12 protein-coding genes and 1 pseudogene are annotated in these 15753 nt (G+C 61.1%); 3 read left to right on the forward strand and 10 right to left on the reverse strand.

Annotated elements, in window-relative coordinates:
• Nucleotides 1-68: 68 nt before the first annotated feature.
• The 7 genes and pseudogenes from METAC_RS27425 to METAC_RS22285 all read right to left on the reverse strand — a co-directional run.
• A pseudogene (locus METAC_RS27425) lies at nt 69-233 on the reverse strand (hypothetical protein); the annotation flags it as partial.
• A gap of 603 nt (nt 234-836) precedes the next feature.
• Complete coding sequence (locus tag METAC_RS0104155; RefSeq protein ID WP_210162536.1) at nt 837-3158, reverse strand: AAA family ATPase; 2322 nt, start codon at nt 3156-3158, stop codon at nt 837-839.
• 381 nt (nt 3159-3539) lie between these two features.
• Nucleotides 3540-3944: a hypothetical protein gene (locus METAC_RS0104160; RefSeq protein ID WP_156898108.1), complete on the reverse strand. Its 405-nt coding sequence runs from the start codon at nt 3942-3944 to the stop codon at nt 3540-3542.
• 416 nt (nt 3945-4360) lie between these two features.
• The gene (locus tag METAC_RS0104165; RefSeq protein WP_026606044.1) at nt 4361-4702 is read right to left on the reverse strand and encodes a hypothetical protein; all 342 of its coding nucleotides are present in this window, start codon (nt 4700-4702) and stop codon (nt 4361-4363) included.
• Nucleotides 4703-4884: 182 nt separating this feature from the next.
• Nucleotides 4885-6198 (reverse strand): tyrosine-type recombinase/integrase, encoded by a 1314-nt coding sequence (locus METAC_RS0104170; protein WP_026606045.1) that lies wholly within the window; start codon nt 6196-6198, stop codon nt 4885-4887.
• A gap of 520 nt (nt 6199-6718) precedes the next feature.
• A complete protein-coding gene (locus METAC_RS0104175) occupies nt 6719-6940 on the reverse strand; it encodes a hypothetical protein (RefSeq protein WP_156898109.1) in 222 nt (73 codons plus the stop codon).
• Between the two features lie 139 nt (nt 6941-7079).
• Entirely contained in the window at nt 7080-9098 is a 2019-nt protein-coding gene (locus tag METAC_RS22285; protein ID WP_051335373.1) for an AI-2E family transporter, read from the reverse strand.
• Nucleotides 9099-9649: 551 nt separating this feature from the next.
• On the opposite strand from METAC_RS22285, the gene METAC_RS0104190 reads away from it, so the two are divergent.
• The gene (locus METAC_RS0104190) at nt 9650-11233 is read left to right on the forward strand and encodes a hypothetical protein (RefSeq protein ID WP_026606048.1); all 1584 of its coding nucleotides are present in this window, start codon (nt 9650-9652) and stop codon (nt 11231-11233) included.
• Nucleotides 11234-11342: 109 nt separating this feature from the next.
• Here METAC_RS0104190 and METAC_RS0104195 read toward each other — a convergent pair whose 3' ends face one another.
• Nucleotides 11343-11531, reverse strand: a complete 189-nt coding sequence (locus tag METAC_RS0104195; RefSeq protein WP_026606049.1) for a response regulator transcription factor — start codon at nt 11529-11531, stop codon at nt 11343-11345.
• A gap of 409 nt (nt 11532-11940) precedes the next feature.
• Here METAC_RS0104195 and METAC_RS26320 point away from each other — a divergent pair, with 409 nt between their 5' ends.
• The gene (locus tag METAC_RS26320) at nt 11941-12495 is read left to right on the forward strand and encodes a hypothetical protein (RefSeq protein WP_156898110.1); all 555 of its coding nucleotides are present in this window, start codon (nt 11941-11943) and stop codon (nt 12493-12495) included.
• Nucleotides 12496-12518: 23 nt separating this feature from the next.
• Nucleotides 12519-14159 carry an arylsulfatase gene (locus METAC_RS22290; protein WP_084143446.1) on the forward strand — a complete coding sequence of 547 codons (1641 nt, stop codon included), beginning with the start codon at nt 12519-12521 and terminating at the stop codon, nt 14157-14159.
• 170 nt (nt 14160-14329) lie between these two features.
• On the opposite strand, the gene METAC_RS0104215 is transcribed toward METAC_RS22290, so the two are convergent.
• Nucleotides 14330-14554: a hypothetical protein gene (locus METAC_RS0104215; protein WP_026606052.1), complete on the reverse strand. Its 225-nt coding sequence runs from the start codon at nt 14552-14554 to the stop codon at nt 14330-14332.
• 506 nt (nt 14555-15060) lie between these two features.
• Entirely contained in the window at nt 15061-15726 is a 666-nt protein-coding gene (locus METAC_RS0104230; protein ID WP_026606053.1) for a hypothetical protein, read from the reverse strand.
• Nucleotides 15727-15753 lie beyond the last annotated feature (27 nt).

Consider the following 15753-nt stretch of genomic DNA (forward strand, 5'->3'; position numbering starts at 1 on the left):
TTCGACCCTGGCGCTGGTGGTTGTAGCCGGTGCCAGTCCTTGCCTTTCGGGACGCGGCCCCCGTGGAACCGACACCGGCCATTCGGCAAAGCCCGTTGCTCGCACGGCTCGCCGTCGCGCTTCCGGCGCGCGCCGCACTTCGGCCCCGCCCAGCTCGCTTTGTTCATCGCGGCGAATTGGGCGCGGCATGCCGCCCTGAACTCCGGCGAAGCGCTGTGGAGACGAAAGGCCATCGGTACGGATCGGGTTTTCACGCCGGCGCGCCTTTCCTGCTCATGGGCCAAGATCTTCCACAACGAAACGTAACATTATAACGTTCTACTTTCCAGCGATCGAAACCCGTCTTTGAGATCGGGTTTCGCATCCGCATCCGATCCGCCGTCGCGCCCGCTTCTCATTTTCTTTGGACAACTTCGGACCGTCGCTGGCCCGCTCGCTCGGTCGATCCGCCGGCCGCACCGCTCGGACATCTTGTCTTCGCGCTTTTCTTTGGATGTGTGGGGTTCGCTCGCATCCTAATTTCCAATTAATCAGAAAGGCCGCAGATCAAATCGACGCTTGGCCTTAGTTTCCTGTGTCAGCTCTGCACGCTGGCTCTGCCTGCTGGCTTGGCGTGCTTGCCCCTTCTAAGAAAGGGGCAAGCACACGCCAGGAGAAGCGGGGGCTTTTTTTGGCGTGTAATCTTGGCGTGTAATTGATTTCGTCCAACACATTGATAAATAGCGATATTTTTGCTATTTGGCATGTTTGGCGTATTCTGGCGTGTTAGCTCTTGGCGCGTGAAAATCACACGCCAAAAGCACACGCCAAGAGGCCCCTTTTTGGCGTGTGGTTTTTCAATGAAAAACATCCGGGTTTTCGCCGTTGAGAAAGACATCTTGTCCGTTAACAGGTTTCAAAGACTGCGAGCCATCCCTGGTCAGAACATACAATTTGCCGCGCTTTCTGATTAGTTTGTCGCGCTCCAGCGCTTTCAGGCGCCACTCCAATTTCGCCTTCGTGACGCTGAGCGCTGCACTTCTTCGCCTCAGGGACGCTTCGGGGTTGTCGCGCAAGGTGATGAGGATGCGCCGGTCAAGGCCAGCGTCGCTAGCCTCGCGAGCTTCGACGGCAGCCTCCGTCGAGGGCCGTAGAACCGGGGCCTGGATCAACCGGCCATCTTTGTCGCAAACCGCGGGGCAGGTTTCGAGAGCCAGTTGAAACTCGATTGGCTGAAAGTTTTCGCCGCGAATTTTCCCAAACCATCCAAGCCGACAGCCTCCTGGCTCGTCGCGCGTCGGGCATCCGGTCCCCCACAACGTCATGTTCCCGTCAACTTCGTTCACGACCGATCCGGCTCCGAGCGGGACAAGGTTGTCCTCGCCCGCGTTCTTCGTCGGGTGTGCAGCGATCACGACTGCCGGCTTGCCGGGGAGCAGACCGAACGGCCGCCAGCGGCGAATAAATTGAAGGCCTTGAGTTGGACTATTGACGTCGTCGCCCGTAAACGCGGCCATGAGCGTATCGACGATGACGAGCAAGAACGGTCCAACTCCACACTCTGAAAGGCGTTGCACGTCGGCCAATATCGCCTCGGGGGGCTTTTTCGCGTCGAGCACGTAGAGCCGCCGGTCGAGCGCGGACGCGTCCGCGCCGTAAGCGTGAGCGGCGATCATGAGCTTCATACGGAAGTCTTCGGGGTTCTCGAACGTGCAATAGAGCACGCGGCCTTTTTCGACCTCAAGACCGAGAATGTCTTTTCGTCCGGTTGCGACGGCGAGCGCCAGAGCGGACAGAAACGCGGTTTTGCCGGCCCCGGTTTTTCCGGTCAGCGTGTATAGATACGCCGTCATGAAAAGTGGCTGGACGACGTAATTCAGCGGCGTGTACTCGGCCGTGAACTCGGAGAACGATTTAGGGCGCGCGCCGGCCTTCGCCACTGTATCCCGGCTTGGCGCATCGTCCTCAATAACGTTGAGGAAGACCTCAGGCGCGGTGCTTGACCTCTCGGCCCATTCGGCCGCCTGTGTAACGTATGCAGGGTCGGCGCTCGCCATCGCATGGGTGAATTTCCCGCCGCTGTGCTTGATCGCTAGCCGGTAAATGTACAGCGCGCCGAGCCGGCTATCCGTGAAGCTGTCCCATGTCGTCTCGTCGTGATGGGCGTCGCGCTTCGCCCAGCGCGCCGCCCATTCGCTGAACGCCTCGAACCCGCGAGCATTGTCCTCATACGCGCCGAAGCAAGCGCGCGCGACCTCGACATACGCCTTGCGGTCCTCGAACGCGCCGTCATTTGGGAGCGCCTTCATGGCAAGGTCCAAAATATCGGGATCGCCGCGCAAGTCCGCTTGGGTTTGAACGAACCTCTTGACCTCGGCTGTTGGGACTGGCGTGAAATCAACGTTGAGCGGCCGGCCCTTGACGTGGCGCGTCTCGAAAGGCGCTCCCTCGTCATGCCTGCCTTCATAGAACAGCCGGTTCAGGTCAGCGCCGCTCTCGTCAATCTTGAAGCCGAGCTCAGCAGCCGTCGCGAAATAGCCCCGCCTCCAAGTGAGGCGCGCGGCCGTAGGGTTTTCGAACGCGCTGGCGATCCACGGCTTTTCGAGTGGAATAACGACGCGGAACCGCGGCTTTTCGCTCCTATGCGAATGGGTCGTATAGATGACAGCCTCTAGGCCTCGCGCCTTGAGACTGGCCTCCGCGGCGGTTATGGACATGCCGCCGTCGTCCAGATCGAACACACAGGCGCTGATGCTCTGCACAGCGCTGCCTGAGCGCCTGCGCTCCTGTCGCATCGCGCCGTCTTTGCCGCGAACGTCGCTCAAACCGAGCGACGTCGGGATAAAGCAGCTGCCATGCTTTGGACCCGCCACGTGCTTCAACAGCCGCTCTCGGACCTCAGGCCAAGGCATCTTGACGGCCTCGGGCCACGTCGGCTGCGTCTTGCCAGTGGCGTAGGTCTCGCCGAACGTGATTTGAACCTCGACGTCGGCGCCCGGACTTTCGGCCGGCAAGGCCGCCGGAGTGGGAGTGTCCAACGTCACGAGCTCAGCGGCTGGCTCGGGCGGCGTCTCAGCCTTGGTCGCGGCGGGCGGCGATGGCGGCAACAACCCGACATCAATGCAAAACCTGATTGCCGCGTTGGCGCGCGATGGCTTGCCGCTCGTCGCGTCGATCATCTCGGCTTCAGTCGCGCCGAGAGCGGCGAATAAATCGGCCTCCGGGCGAGTGTCTTGGAGCGCGAGTTCGGCAAACGCCAGGATATCTTTAAGAGGAAGAGCCTTGCAACATTCTGCGTTTTCGGGTAGATGATTTAGTGTCATCTGTTGAAACTTTCTGGAATACCGGGCTTCGCTAATCCCCTTAGCGGAGCCCGTTTTCATTTGCGGCTGCTTGAGTCCTTGGCTTCGCGAATGCCGGCGGCGCGAGTGTCGTCAGTGATTGGCTGCACCGTTGGCGCGGGGCGGCAGCGGCGGAGGCGTCGGTTTGATCGGCGGCGTTGGTTCTACGGACATGGAAATATTGCCTGTTTTGATCGCTGATAGAATTTGTGCGCTCGATTATTCAGGGGACTTATCGCTCGTGTGGTCTGAGTTTCGCGTGGACGACGCTGCCGCAGGAGCCGCAACTTGGGAAGCAGCGACGCGCGCGAGGCTCTCAGTAGAGATCCAGCCGCGCCCATTGTCCTGCATGACATGTTCGAGGTCGCCCGAAATGACGCGCTCTTTGACGAATTCGATAGGCTGACCGAGCGACTCCGCGGCGGCGCCGACGGTAGTAAATCCCAAGCTCTCGTAAAGAGCGCAGGTCGCCATGTCGCGGTTGATCTTTTCATCAAGCAGCGGCGCGAGCGCGCGTCTCAGCGCCGCAACGTCGCTTGCCCGCACGGCGTTGAAAACACGCTTGGCGAACTTGTCGCGGCAATTGTCTGGGAGCGCAGCCGAGCAGTCAAAGGGCACTCGCATTCGGCCGCCGGGGATCTTCTTCACGGCCGAATAAATGATCCAGCCTTTCGTCGATTGTACGGGCCACTCGCCAACGCGCGCGCGCCGGATGCGATACTTACAGCCGGGGTTGGCGGCGAACCAAGCGCGGTCGTCAGCGTAAAAACTTGGCGTCGTCATAATTGCGCATCTCCGCTTTTTGGGTGCTGCGCTGTGAAGGCCGTCTCGGCTTCGATTTGCTTGATAGGCCCAGCACAGGCAAAGACGGTAATCGGGCCGCCCTTTCGCCTATCGTCGGCGGCGGGGGGAGAGCGCGAAGGATCGGAGAGTGGCGGCTCCACCAACGCGTCGAGAGGCAACTAGCGCGGGCGACATCCGCAGGCAGGCGACAACATCAGCCCAAAGTCGCTGGCGCCAGGGCTCGACAATCTTGGTCATCATGAGGCACCGCCGGTTAGCCAGTTCGCCCGCGCGATTTCGGAGCGTTTCTGCCGCGCGGCCTTGCCGCGCTCTGACGCTGTCCACGGCTCGGCGCTCTCTATGAGCTTGACGAGGCTGGATGTCTCGACGAGGACCCGGCCAGCAAGCCGTTTTAGGACTAGGTTGCCGCGGGCCGCCTCACGACGGATTGACGTTTGCGAAAGGCCGCTCACTTGGCTGGCGAGCGCGAGCTGCGTTAGGGGGCGGTCCCTCCACGGCAGTTCATCTTTTTTGCGAGCATGGCCGGTCCCGGCTCGCGGCGTGACAGCCACTTGCGGGTCTTTCTTTTTGGTTTGCATGGTGTCCTCGTCTCAAACAGACTAAGGTGCCAAGCATACACAGACATACACGACAGACAAACGAGCGAGTGCGCCCAACAGCGCCCAACTAACGCAGTTAAGTGTTTGGCGAGACTTAGCTACGGAATGTTGAACACAAGCAGTCACAGTGAAAATAAATGTTGGAAGGGTTGTTTTGGTCGCTACGCCGCATCCTCCTCGACGACTTGCAACTGGACCAGGGCGGCTGGCGCGAGCGTCATAATGGCGCGCCGGGCGAGCTCCTCCGTGGCGTCGACGATAAAGGCCGCATAATGCTTTTCGATCATCGCCGTGCTTGTATCGTGAAGCGCCGCCACGAGGCGCACCGGCAGGCCGCAACGCAAGCCGCGCACGATTGATGTATGGCGCAACGCGTACATGACTGTCCCGGCTGGCAGGCCGGCCGAGGCGACCGCTGCGCTCCAAAGTCGAAGCGCTTCGCTCGCTGTTTTCCAGGCTTGCCGGTCGACCCGTTCCCACTTGAAAGGCCCAGTCTGTCGCGAGTGCCAGCGCATCAACAGCGGCTCATGCCCACGGCGACCGTTCAGCGCCGGCTTCAATCTGGAGACGACGTCATCTCCGACCGGGACGGCAATGCGCGCCGCCTGCTTAACGCCACGGCCCTTCTTGGAAACCGGGAGCATCACCCGGAGCCTGTCGACTTGAACGTCTGCGACCGTGAGCGCGGCGAGCTGAGAGAAGCGGGCGCCGGTCGAAGCCGCGAGAAGCACGAGACGACCGAAGTCGCCGGTCTCATCCAACGCAAAGGCTGCATCCGCAAGGCCTCGAACGTCGGCGTCCGATAGCACCTGGCGCCGGGCCTCCGTCGCGGACGGCAAGGCCTTCGTGCCGGACTTTATGTCGCCTAGGATGTGCGCCGGAAGTTCGCGGCGCTGCCTCTCGACAGCGGCGTTGAGCGCCGCCCGAAGATCGTTCAAAAGGCGATTTATGGTCGAAGGGCGAAGCGTGTTCGGCAATCCGTCGCGCCAACGCCGGATGCTTGCGGCGGTCAGCTTCGAAAGCTTCAGCTCGGCAAAGCGCTCATCGGACAAGACATGCTTCCCGAGCCGCGACTTGGCGTCGGCCCCGCTCGCTGATTTGGCTTCGCGCTCCGAGATGTACGCCTCGATCGCCGAACGCACGGTCGGAGCCGTGGCGACGACGTCGCCCGTTTGGCGCGCTTCGATGCCTGCGTATTGCTGGCGCCCCCAGCTGAGGGCGGCGGCGATCGCCTGCGGATAGGGCAGGGCGTCCGGTCCGGCCCCAGCATCATCGGCCGGCGCGATCCGCTCTTCAACTCGAGCGCCAGCAATGACGATCTTGGCGACCCAAGACCCGACCCCACGCGTCGGCTTTCGGTAGCCGAGCGAGAGGCCGCCGCGTCCGCCGGAAATGCCGCTCCAATAGGGGTTGCGGTTCGCGGCGAGCTTCGCGCGCTTGGCCGGAGTGTCGAATGCCGCTTTTTCGGTCGCCATGCTGGTCCGTCTCACACAACGTCTCACACAGCGGTATAGACTAGCTAGACAATAAGAGCGAGCGGCAATAAGTGTTTTCAATAAGTTAGCGCTAGTCTGGACAGTCTGAGCAAGCGTCTCGCGGCCCTCTCACGGCGAAAACAGGGGTTCGAGTCCCCTAGGGAGCGCCAAGGAAATCAAAGGGTTAGCCGGATTCGGCAATCGACTCCGAGGGGCGTCTCGCACGAGCGCTTCCCACTATTCGGAGCGAATGAGCCGACGTCGCGATCGGGAGGCTCGACCTTCGTCGTAACGTCGCCTCAAGCACAATCATCGCGCTCGTGTTGCTCGTCCAATAGCTTCGCCCCTTGCATGGGCAGGCGGGTAAGATGGCGTGTCGTTTCGGGTCCGGCGACGCGACGCCCCGTTTCGCGGATGCGTCGCCGCTGACCCTTCGCCGATCATATCGTCAAACATTCTCCGCCGCGCGATCAAGGGGTCGCCCATCATATCGGTCGACACAGTCGTCCCCGCAGCGGCGCTAAGGCTTTTCGCCAGCGCGGAGTTTCGCCACGATGCCCTCATATTCAGCGATCGCTTGCTTGAGCGACAGGGCGTTTTTCTGGGCCGCGCCGACCAATGGGCCAGGCGCCTTGCGTTCGTCGTTTGGCGTCGCCCCGCTCTCCAGCGCCTCGAGTTGCCGTCGCAAACGAGGGAGCGTCACTTCCTCGATGCGCCGGAGGTAATCCTCCATATACGCCATAGTCGGCTCCCCATCTGTTTCGCATCGAGCATATAGGAGCCGAAGAAAGCGCGCGATCGCAACATTGGCGGAAGGGGCCACGGAATTAGGCTCGACGATCTGGAACTTTTCGAGCCAAGATCATTGCGATCGATTCCTCCTAAATATTCGAGCTGGAGGCAGGCGGAGAGACGGATTCTATATTTCGGTCGGCCTCTTTGAGGCAAAAGTCGAGGGCGTCCTTGAAGGATGTGGCGCAGAAATCCGCTTTCGTCCCGGCGCAAAGCGCGTCCAGCCGGGCGGGATCGCTCCGCCAGAATCCGGCGAGCACCTTGGTGTCCCCAAGGCGTCGGCGAAGGCGCCGCACCGCGAATCGCGCCCTTGCGACATTCAAATCGGCGTCGAAGAAGGAGAGGCACACGATCTGTGGGCTCGTCTCCGCGAGGCGAGAAATGCGGCCGACCGTCAATGTGGCGGCGGATTGGACGTCGGCGGCGAGGTCGTGCTTTTCGAGAACTTGTGCGAAAAGCGCCGCAGCGGCTTCATCCGGGAGCGTATAGCCGCCGATGCAGACAATCCGGTGCCTCTTCAACCCGTTCGGCGCCGGGGCCGGCGTCTGATCGACGCCCGCGGGAAGCGAGGAGCCGCTTTCGCTCGACGGGCCGGTCGGCGCAGGGCTAGACCGCTCGCCGGCCTCGATCTGGGCGTGGAGCTCGGCCTGCGCGCGCGTCGCCGGCTCCTGGATCTCATCGGCTTGATCGGCAAGGTCGTCGATGAGCTCGTCGATCGTTTGTTGCATCCGATTCTGTCGGCTCATGTCCAGCACGCCGCGGCGAAGATCCGTTTGCGCCATCGACAGCGCGGGAAGCGCCACCGAGTCGCAATAATCGACGAACGAATTGCCTTGCAGAAAGGCTTCCGCTTGGTCGGCGATCTCGGAGGCGTCTCCGACGAGCAGACGCTGATAGAAGGTCTCGGTGGGAGTTAGGGGCGGCGCGTCGCCGAAGATGACTTCGAGAAATCTCAGCCGCTCCACATGCCGGCCGAGTACCACGAGGCAGACCGTGAGCGGCGTGGAGAGCACAAGGCCGATGGGGCCCCACATCGCGGTCCAGAATGTCGCCGCGATCACGACGGCGATCGGCGAAAGTCCCGTATTGCGTCCATAGAGCCATGGCTCGACCGCGTTGCCAATGATCGGTTCGACGATGAGGAACAGGGCGGCCGTCGCGAGCGCCATGCCCCAACCGGGGTCGATCGCGGCGGCGAGCGCGATTGGAAAGGCTGCAGCTATAAATGAGCCGATATAGGGCACGAAACGCAGCAAAAAAGCCGACATGCCCCAAAGAATGGGACTGGGCAGGCCGATCGCATAAAGGCCAATGGCGACGATGACGCCGAATGACGCGTTGACGAGAGTCTGCGTCAAGAAAAATCGGCTGAGCCGCGCCGCGGCGTCGTTCATCGCCAGGGTCGTGCGCTGCAGATCGTCCGCGCCGGCGAGCTTGATGAAGCGATTGCGAAGGTCCTCGCGCTGGAGGAGAATGAAGATGACGAAGACGACGACGATCGCGGTCGTCTCCAAGGGGGAAAGCGCTGAACCGGCGATGGTCTGGGCCAGCGCGAAGGGGCCTTTGGACGGCTGCCGGATTTCCACCGGAATGGGTGGCTGCTCGTTCTGGCTCGCGCCCGAGGCGCCTTTTTGGCGGTTTTCGCGCGCGGGCGCATCAGAAGGCGCTGTCTGGCGCGGATGCGGTTCGATGACGGCCTGCAGCGCCTGCGACACTTTTCCAAACAGTGGGTTGTCGGCCGCAGCCGCGCTCAACCTCTCGATTTTCTCGTTGATCGTCGCTTGATAGTTCGGAAGGTCGACCACGAGCTCGGAAACCTGCCGCGTCAGGAGCGTGCTGGTCGTGAAGGCGACGCCCAAGGCTAGAAGGACGATGATCACGACGGAAAGGAGTCGGCCGAGGCCCCAGCGCCGCAGCAGGAGAATGGGCGGCGAGAGAACAAAACTCACCAGGATCGCGACCGCGATCGGAATGAGCACGTTGCGCCCGACGTAAAGCGTGGTCACGACGAATGCGATGAGGAAGAGCGTCGCGAGCATTTCGAGCGTGCGCGCTGGATCGGGCTGTAATTGCGGACGCGTTGTTGGGCTTTGCAGAAAGTCGCTCATCGGCGTCCCAGTCTGGCGGAAAGCGTCAGCAACGTCGCACGCGGCTCGAGGTTCCGCCTGCTCCGGCGCGGCTATTAACAGGATTGCCGGGAGGGTCTGGTCCCGGCGACGCCAGTTCCCGCGGGTCGGGTCAGGAAGGGCGCCTGTCGTCATCGACCCGATGAAAGAACCCTAAAGCGCTTCTTCTCACGCCGAATATGAGGTCCGCCTGGGCGTGTCCGTTCAAGATTTTGACGTCGGCCGCCGCGGATCGGACATGCCGAGCATCGCGAAATTCAAGGCGCGGCGCAATGGCGCCAAATTGGACGCTGGGCAGCGCATCGGCAGGCAGAATCGACTCGCTCGATCAAGAAATCGATCGACCTTCATAAGCCCGGGCTATCGAAGTTCGATCCGCCAGCGCCGCGACAATTTTCCAAGCGTGGGACGCCTGGACTGAACAGCGAAAGCGGCTCGGATCGGGTTGTCATCAAACATTCAAATGGACGCTAGTAAGTAGCGCCAACTCGAAGCTTATCGAGTTGAAGCCCATATCAAAGAAGGCGCGAATAATGAAAATCTTGAAGGTGCTTTGCGCCGCCGGCGCGAGCCTTATCGCGTTGTCGGCGAGCCTCGTCGCCGGCGCGGAGGAGCAACGCGAATACGGCCGGCCGCTGAAGATGTCCTATGTTCCAAATAGCTTGGCCCAGTCGACGATCAGCCTTGGGCCTTGGGCCCTGCATGAGGCGACTGGCCAGTTCAAACATGACGCCTCCGGCATCGTTCCGACCACGGCGGGGCCGCCCTATGCGAATTCAGGCGTTCCTTACGCGGCTTATTGCGGATCGAATGGCCAGGTCACGGTCAATCCCGGCGTCAGCCTGATGCAGCCTTACTATTTTCCCTTCGTGCGCCGGCGCGGCGCCGTTCTCGAAGGATTTTTCGATTATCGTCCGCGCAACGAGCAGGAAGCTTTGGTGGCCGCGACTTCGAGCGATTGGGGCGCCACTTGGACCTTCAAGGGCGAGGCGCTGGCGCTCAATCCGTACTGTCCGTGGGATGCGACCGACCCGGACAATCTCAATCTGAATGTCAATGGCGTGGAGACCGCCTACGGCTCCTCCAGCGCCAATGCGGCTGACAACGGCCTCGGCCACCCTGTTGTCCTCGACATCAACGGCGTACAGCGCGTTTATGAGCTCAATCGCGCGAATGGCCACATCGACTCCGATCAGCTCGTGGTGCATGCGCTCCGGTCGACGACGCCAGGCTCTCTGACGGGGTTGCCGCAGCTCGGCTATGTGAGCCCGCTCGCCTCCGGCGGCTATCCGACGCTCGAGTCGACGGCGACTTCGACGACTGGCCTCATCAATCCGGATGCGATCATGGGGGCTGTGCGCGCGGGGTGGACGACGACTGTCGTTTATGTGTCGAAGACCCTCGACGCCGACACGAGTTTTCCGACTGCGCAGCAATGCCCGAAGACGCCCGCCTTCGCGCTCACCAACCTGGTCAATGGCAAGGCGCGCAAAACGAACCATGACGTCACGACGGTGCGGATTGCGACCACGACGGACGGCGTGAACTTCACGGACGTCGGCGCCGCGCAGGGTCTCAACGATCCGACCACAGTCGCGTTGAACGGCATCCGCTATCTCGGCAGCGGCAGCATCCTCAGCCTTGCGGACGGGCGCTACGGCATGTTTTTCGGCGCCGGCAACTGCCTTGACAACGATTCCGACGGGTTCCATTTCATCGGCTATGCGGAGACCCAGAATCGGGTGAATGGCGCAGGCGACCTTTTGAAGTGGCGCGTGATCAACGGGTTGGACAATCCGATCTTGTCAACTGATACGGTCACCGATCCGTCTGGGCCGCGAGCCTATCCGTTGAACGCTCCGATCGTGAATGTCCGCGGCGCGGACGCCTTGACGTTGGCCCAAGTCGCGCCGTTCACGCCGATCGCGGGCGGCTATAATTCGAACTTCTTCAGCGGCAGAGTCTATGATCCGCAAGCGCTCTACACGGACCGCCAGACCGTGACGATCGTCTTCGCGGGCTACAATACGCCGCAACCAAGCAATAATCTCGGCGATTATCGCTCGATCGGTCGATTCCAGCTGCGCTTCCCGGAAGGATATGTCGCGCCGTTCTGATCCGTTGCGAGGGAGTGGGCTAACGCCCGCTCCCACCCGCTCTGGATAGGATGAAAGCGTTCGCAAGGGGCGGCAACCCTTGCGATGCGCGGAGAAAAAGTAGGGGCGCTTATTGAATGAAGCCGGCGCGTATCGCCTTCGCGACGGCATGGGCGCGATTGACGGCATTCAATTTCTCGCGGGCCGCTTCGATTTGTTTTTTCACGGTTTCCGGCGAAATATTGAGTATGATTGCGATGTCCTCCGTCGATTTCCCCTCGGCCACCCATTGAAGCGTTTCAATTTGCCGTCTTGTCATGCCGTCTCCCCGAGTCGGCCGCAGTTCGATGACGCGTTGACTTCGATTCACGAATTCGCGGGCGCGGACAGGTCAGCCTGGATCGCCGTATCCCACCCGAACGCGACACGATCATAATTGATCGATATGCCTCTTCGCATCGCGGCTTCGGCGCGTCATTTTGACCGTCGCGCCTTGCGCGAACGTATCCGGGGCGGGTCACTTCTGAATGCAGCTGATGAGTCTCGCAGCGAATCGCTTCGCTTCGCCTTGCCGACGCCATTGCGGGAGTCGCTGCCGCGTTTTCGCTATTCGCGAGGCTGACGGAGGATGCGAAAACAGATAAGGAGCAGCTGGAGCCGCACCATATGGAATTCTTCGCAGAGCCTTCTATTTCTTAAATATTCACTTCCTGACGAAAGGCGAATCTATGTTCGAGGATTTGAAATTGCGCGGGTTTGCAGCCGCGGCCGTCGCGATTGCGATGGCCGGAGGTCCAGCGCAAGCCATTCCGACGGCGCCGATCGGCAAGCTGGTCTCGTCCCAGCCCGACGGCGCGATCGCGCCGGAACAGATTCGGGCCGGCGGGCGTCATGCCGGCGGCCATCGGCCCGGCGGCGGCGGCTGGCATGGCGGCCACAGACCCGGCGGAGGTTGGCACGGCGGCAATGGACCTGGCGGCGGTTGGCATGGACGCCCCCCGGCGGCTCGCCCCCCTGTCGGTCGCCCACCGGTGGGGGGTCGTCCGCCCGTGGCCCCCCCTCCCGTCGGTCGCCCGCCAGTTGGTCGCCCGCCCGTCGTCGCGCCTCCGCCGGTTGGCGCCGCTTGGGTGCGTCCCTACTACTGGGCGCCCGGCGCGGCGATCGGTTTCGTCACCGCAGCGACCGCCGCGGCCTGGGCCTCTGCGCCGCCGCAGCCGGGCCTCTGTTGGTATTATACCGATCCGAGCCGTCGGAACGGTTTCTGGGACACCTGTCCGCGTTGATGATGAAATTGGAGGCGTAGAAATTGCGCAACATTGTCAGACTAGGCCTCGTCCTGCTGATTGTGGGATTAGGCGCCCAAACCTTCGCGCAACAAGACAAGCGCCAGGTTCGACCGCCGCCGGCTCCTGCTCCGGCTCCCGCTCCTGTTGAAAAAAAGCAGGACGCCGCGAAACCCAATATCGTCGTCATTTGGGGCGACGATATTGGTCAGTCCAACATCAGCGCCTACACGAATGGGTTGATGGGCTACCGCACGCCCAATATCGATTCGATCGCCCAGGACGGGGTGATCTTCACCGATTACTATGGCGAGCAGAGCTGCACGGCTGGACGCTCGGCCTTCATCACCGGGCAAAGCGTGTTTCGCACCGGCCTGAGCAAAGTCGGGCTGCCCGGCGCGGATATGGGCCTGCGCAAGGAAGATCCCACCATCGCCGAATTGCTCAAGGCGCAAGGCTACGCCACCGGCCAGTTTGGCAAGAACCATCTCGGCGACAAGGATGAATTTCTCCCCACCGCGCATGGATTCGACGAGTTCTACGGTAATCTCTACCACCTCAACGCCGAGGAGGAGCCGGAGCTTCCCGATTATCCAAAGACGGACGATCCGGAGTTTCCGAACTTCCGCAAGAATTTCGGCCCGCGCGGCGTGATTCACAGCTTCGCCAATCCGGACGGCACGCAGAAGATCGAGGACACGGGGCCTCTGACCCGCAAGCGGATGGAGACGATCGACGACGACATCGCCGATCGCGCCGCCGGTTTCATCGAGAAGCAGGCCAAGGCCGGCAAGCCGATGTTTGTCTGGGTGAATTTCACCCATATGCACTTCCGAACCCATGTGAAGCCGGAAAGCCTCGGCCAGGCCGGGCGCTGGCTCGGACCCTATGCGGACGCGATGATCGATCATGATCGCAACGTCGGGACCGTTCTCGCCAAGTTGAAGCAATTGGGGCTCGACGACAATACGCTCGTCTTCTACTCGACCGATAATGGGCCGCATATGAACTCCTGGCCGGACGCGGCCATGACTCCCTTCCGCAATGAAAAGAATTCCAATTGGGAAGGCGCCTATCGCGTGCCGGCGATGGTCCGTTGGCCGGGCAAGATCAAGCCGGGCTCGGTGTCGAACGAGATTGTCTCGCATCTCGACTGGCTGCCAACCTTCCTTGCGATCGCCGGCGCGCCGGACGTTAAGGAGAAGCTGTTGAGCGGCTACAAGCTCGGCAAGGAAACCTTCAAGGTCCATCTCGACGGTTATAATCTTCTCCCTTATCTCACGGGGGAGGAGAAAAAATCGCCGCGCAAAGAGTTCTTCTATTTTTCCGACGATGGCGACTTGACCGCTTTGCGCTACGACAATTGGAAATTCGTCTTCGCCGAGCAGAGGGCGCCAGGGACATTGCAGGTCTGGGCCGAGCCCTACACGCATCTGCGCGTGCCGATGATCTTCAGTCTGCGGCTCGATCCTTATGAGCGGGCCAATGTCACGTCGAACACATATTATGATTGGTTGCTCGACCACGCGTTCATGCTGGTTCCGGCGCAAACCTATGTTGGGAAGTTCTTGGCGACGTTCAAGGATTATCCGCCGCGCCAAAAGGCGGCCAGCTTCTCGATCGATCAGGCGTTGGAGAAGTTGCAGCAGCCGAGCGGAGACTAGCGCGCGCTCCAATCGGAGGATTTATCCGATCGACGAGAAAATCAGGGCTTTGGATCTCGGATCCGAAGCCCTGCCGCGAAATTCATCGCAGCAGGGCGCGCGTTTCCCGCCGCGCTCTTCCACATTGTGGAGGTGTGGCGGAGGGGCGTTTAATGGGTTGATGCGCTTCGCTATCCGCCGGCGCGCGACGGGTAGTGAAGCTCGTCAATGGCGCAGGTCAGGAAATAGACCGCCATATCCGCATCGGCGCGCTCGGCGAGATCGCGCGCTTCTTTGCATTTCACGATCGCCTCGGCGCGGAGAAAATCGCCGATGTCTTGGGCGGGTTGGGTAATATAGGACGCCGCCTCAATCGGCGGGCTCAGGCGTCGGAACCAAGGAAATGTAAATTTCATGATAGAAAACTCGCATAACGGCCGACTATCGGCGCAAATTTCGCCGGGCTCGGTCACGAGAAATTCTTAAGTCGAAGACGCCAAAGTAGGCCGAATAAAAAGATATGAACTTGAAACAGATCAGTAATTTAGTGCATTCGCGCACATGCCTGCTTTTGGGAGGCGTTTCCGCCTTTGGCGCCTGGGCGATGCTAATTTGTGATGGAAATTATTAATTATTATAAAATCGTCCGATGTGCGCGGCAATTCCTTGGCGCGCCTCGGATGATTTTGACGCAACCCATAAGCGCCTTTGCGCTTGGCCGGGCGCGAGCTTGAGCAAGGGCGCACGCGCGCCGTCGCCTCGGCGGGAGGGCGGCCAGCGCGAAGCGCGTTCAGGATTCTCCCAGCGAGGTCTGCTCAGAGCATGTTCCGAAAAATCCGATCAAATTTTCGGACCAGAACATGCTCCAACTCATGCGCGCGCTCTTCGCGATTGGAGCGCGTCCATTCAACCGGAACCAGCTTTAAAGTTCGCGGCCGATAGCGATCGCGGTGACGGGCGTGTCGACCGTTTCGAGCGCTTCCTTGCGCTTGGGGCGGAACCGGTTCTTCTTGCGAATTGGCGCCGACAATTGCTTCTCGACCACGGTCACGTCCGGGAATTTTGCGACCGTCGCTTTAAACTCGTCGTAGAGCTTTTGATAATCGTCGACGTCATGCGCCCAATAGCGCAATTGCGTCGAGAAGACCCGGCCATAGGTCTTGACGAGATGCGTTCTAACCTTCTCGTCCTCGGGGACGAGCCAGCGCGGCTCGAACTTGTTCGCGTCCGTGCTCAAGGCGCGAATGCCGGTTTCGAGCATATAGAAATAACCGTCTTCATTACCGTTCGCGCCGATGGCGACGAGCGCGCCCGTATCGGGATTATAAAGATCATATCCCGTCTCGACTTCATGCGCCGTGCTCGAGGAATAAACCTCAAAATCGCCCAGATGCGCCTCGTCGACCTCGAGAACCTTCTCGGTGACCGCCTCGATCATGCGGCAGGCCTTGTCATAGACGAGGCTCACGCCGACGTTGCAATTCGTGATCCAATCCGGAAAGGAATTGTCGATGAGCTTGGTCAGGCGCGCCTCGATCGGCAAGGCGAAAAACGCTCTGGCGTATTTGATGTCGTAACCTGTGCTCATCGGCTTGTCCGGCTCCCTGGAGCATCC

It is taken from the genome of Methylocapsa acidiphila B2 (assembly GCF_000427445.1).
Classification (GTDB): domain Bacteria; phylum Pseudomonadota; class Alphaproteobacteria; order Rhizobiales; family Beijerinckiaceae; genus Methylocapsa; species Methylocapsa acidiphila.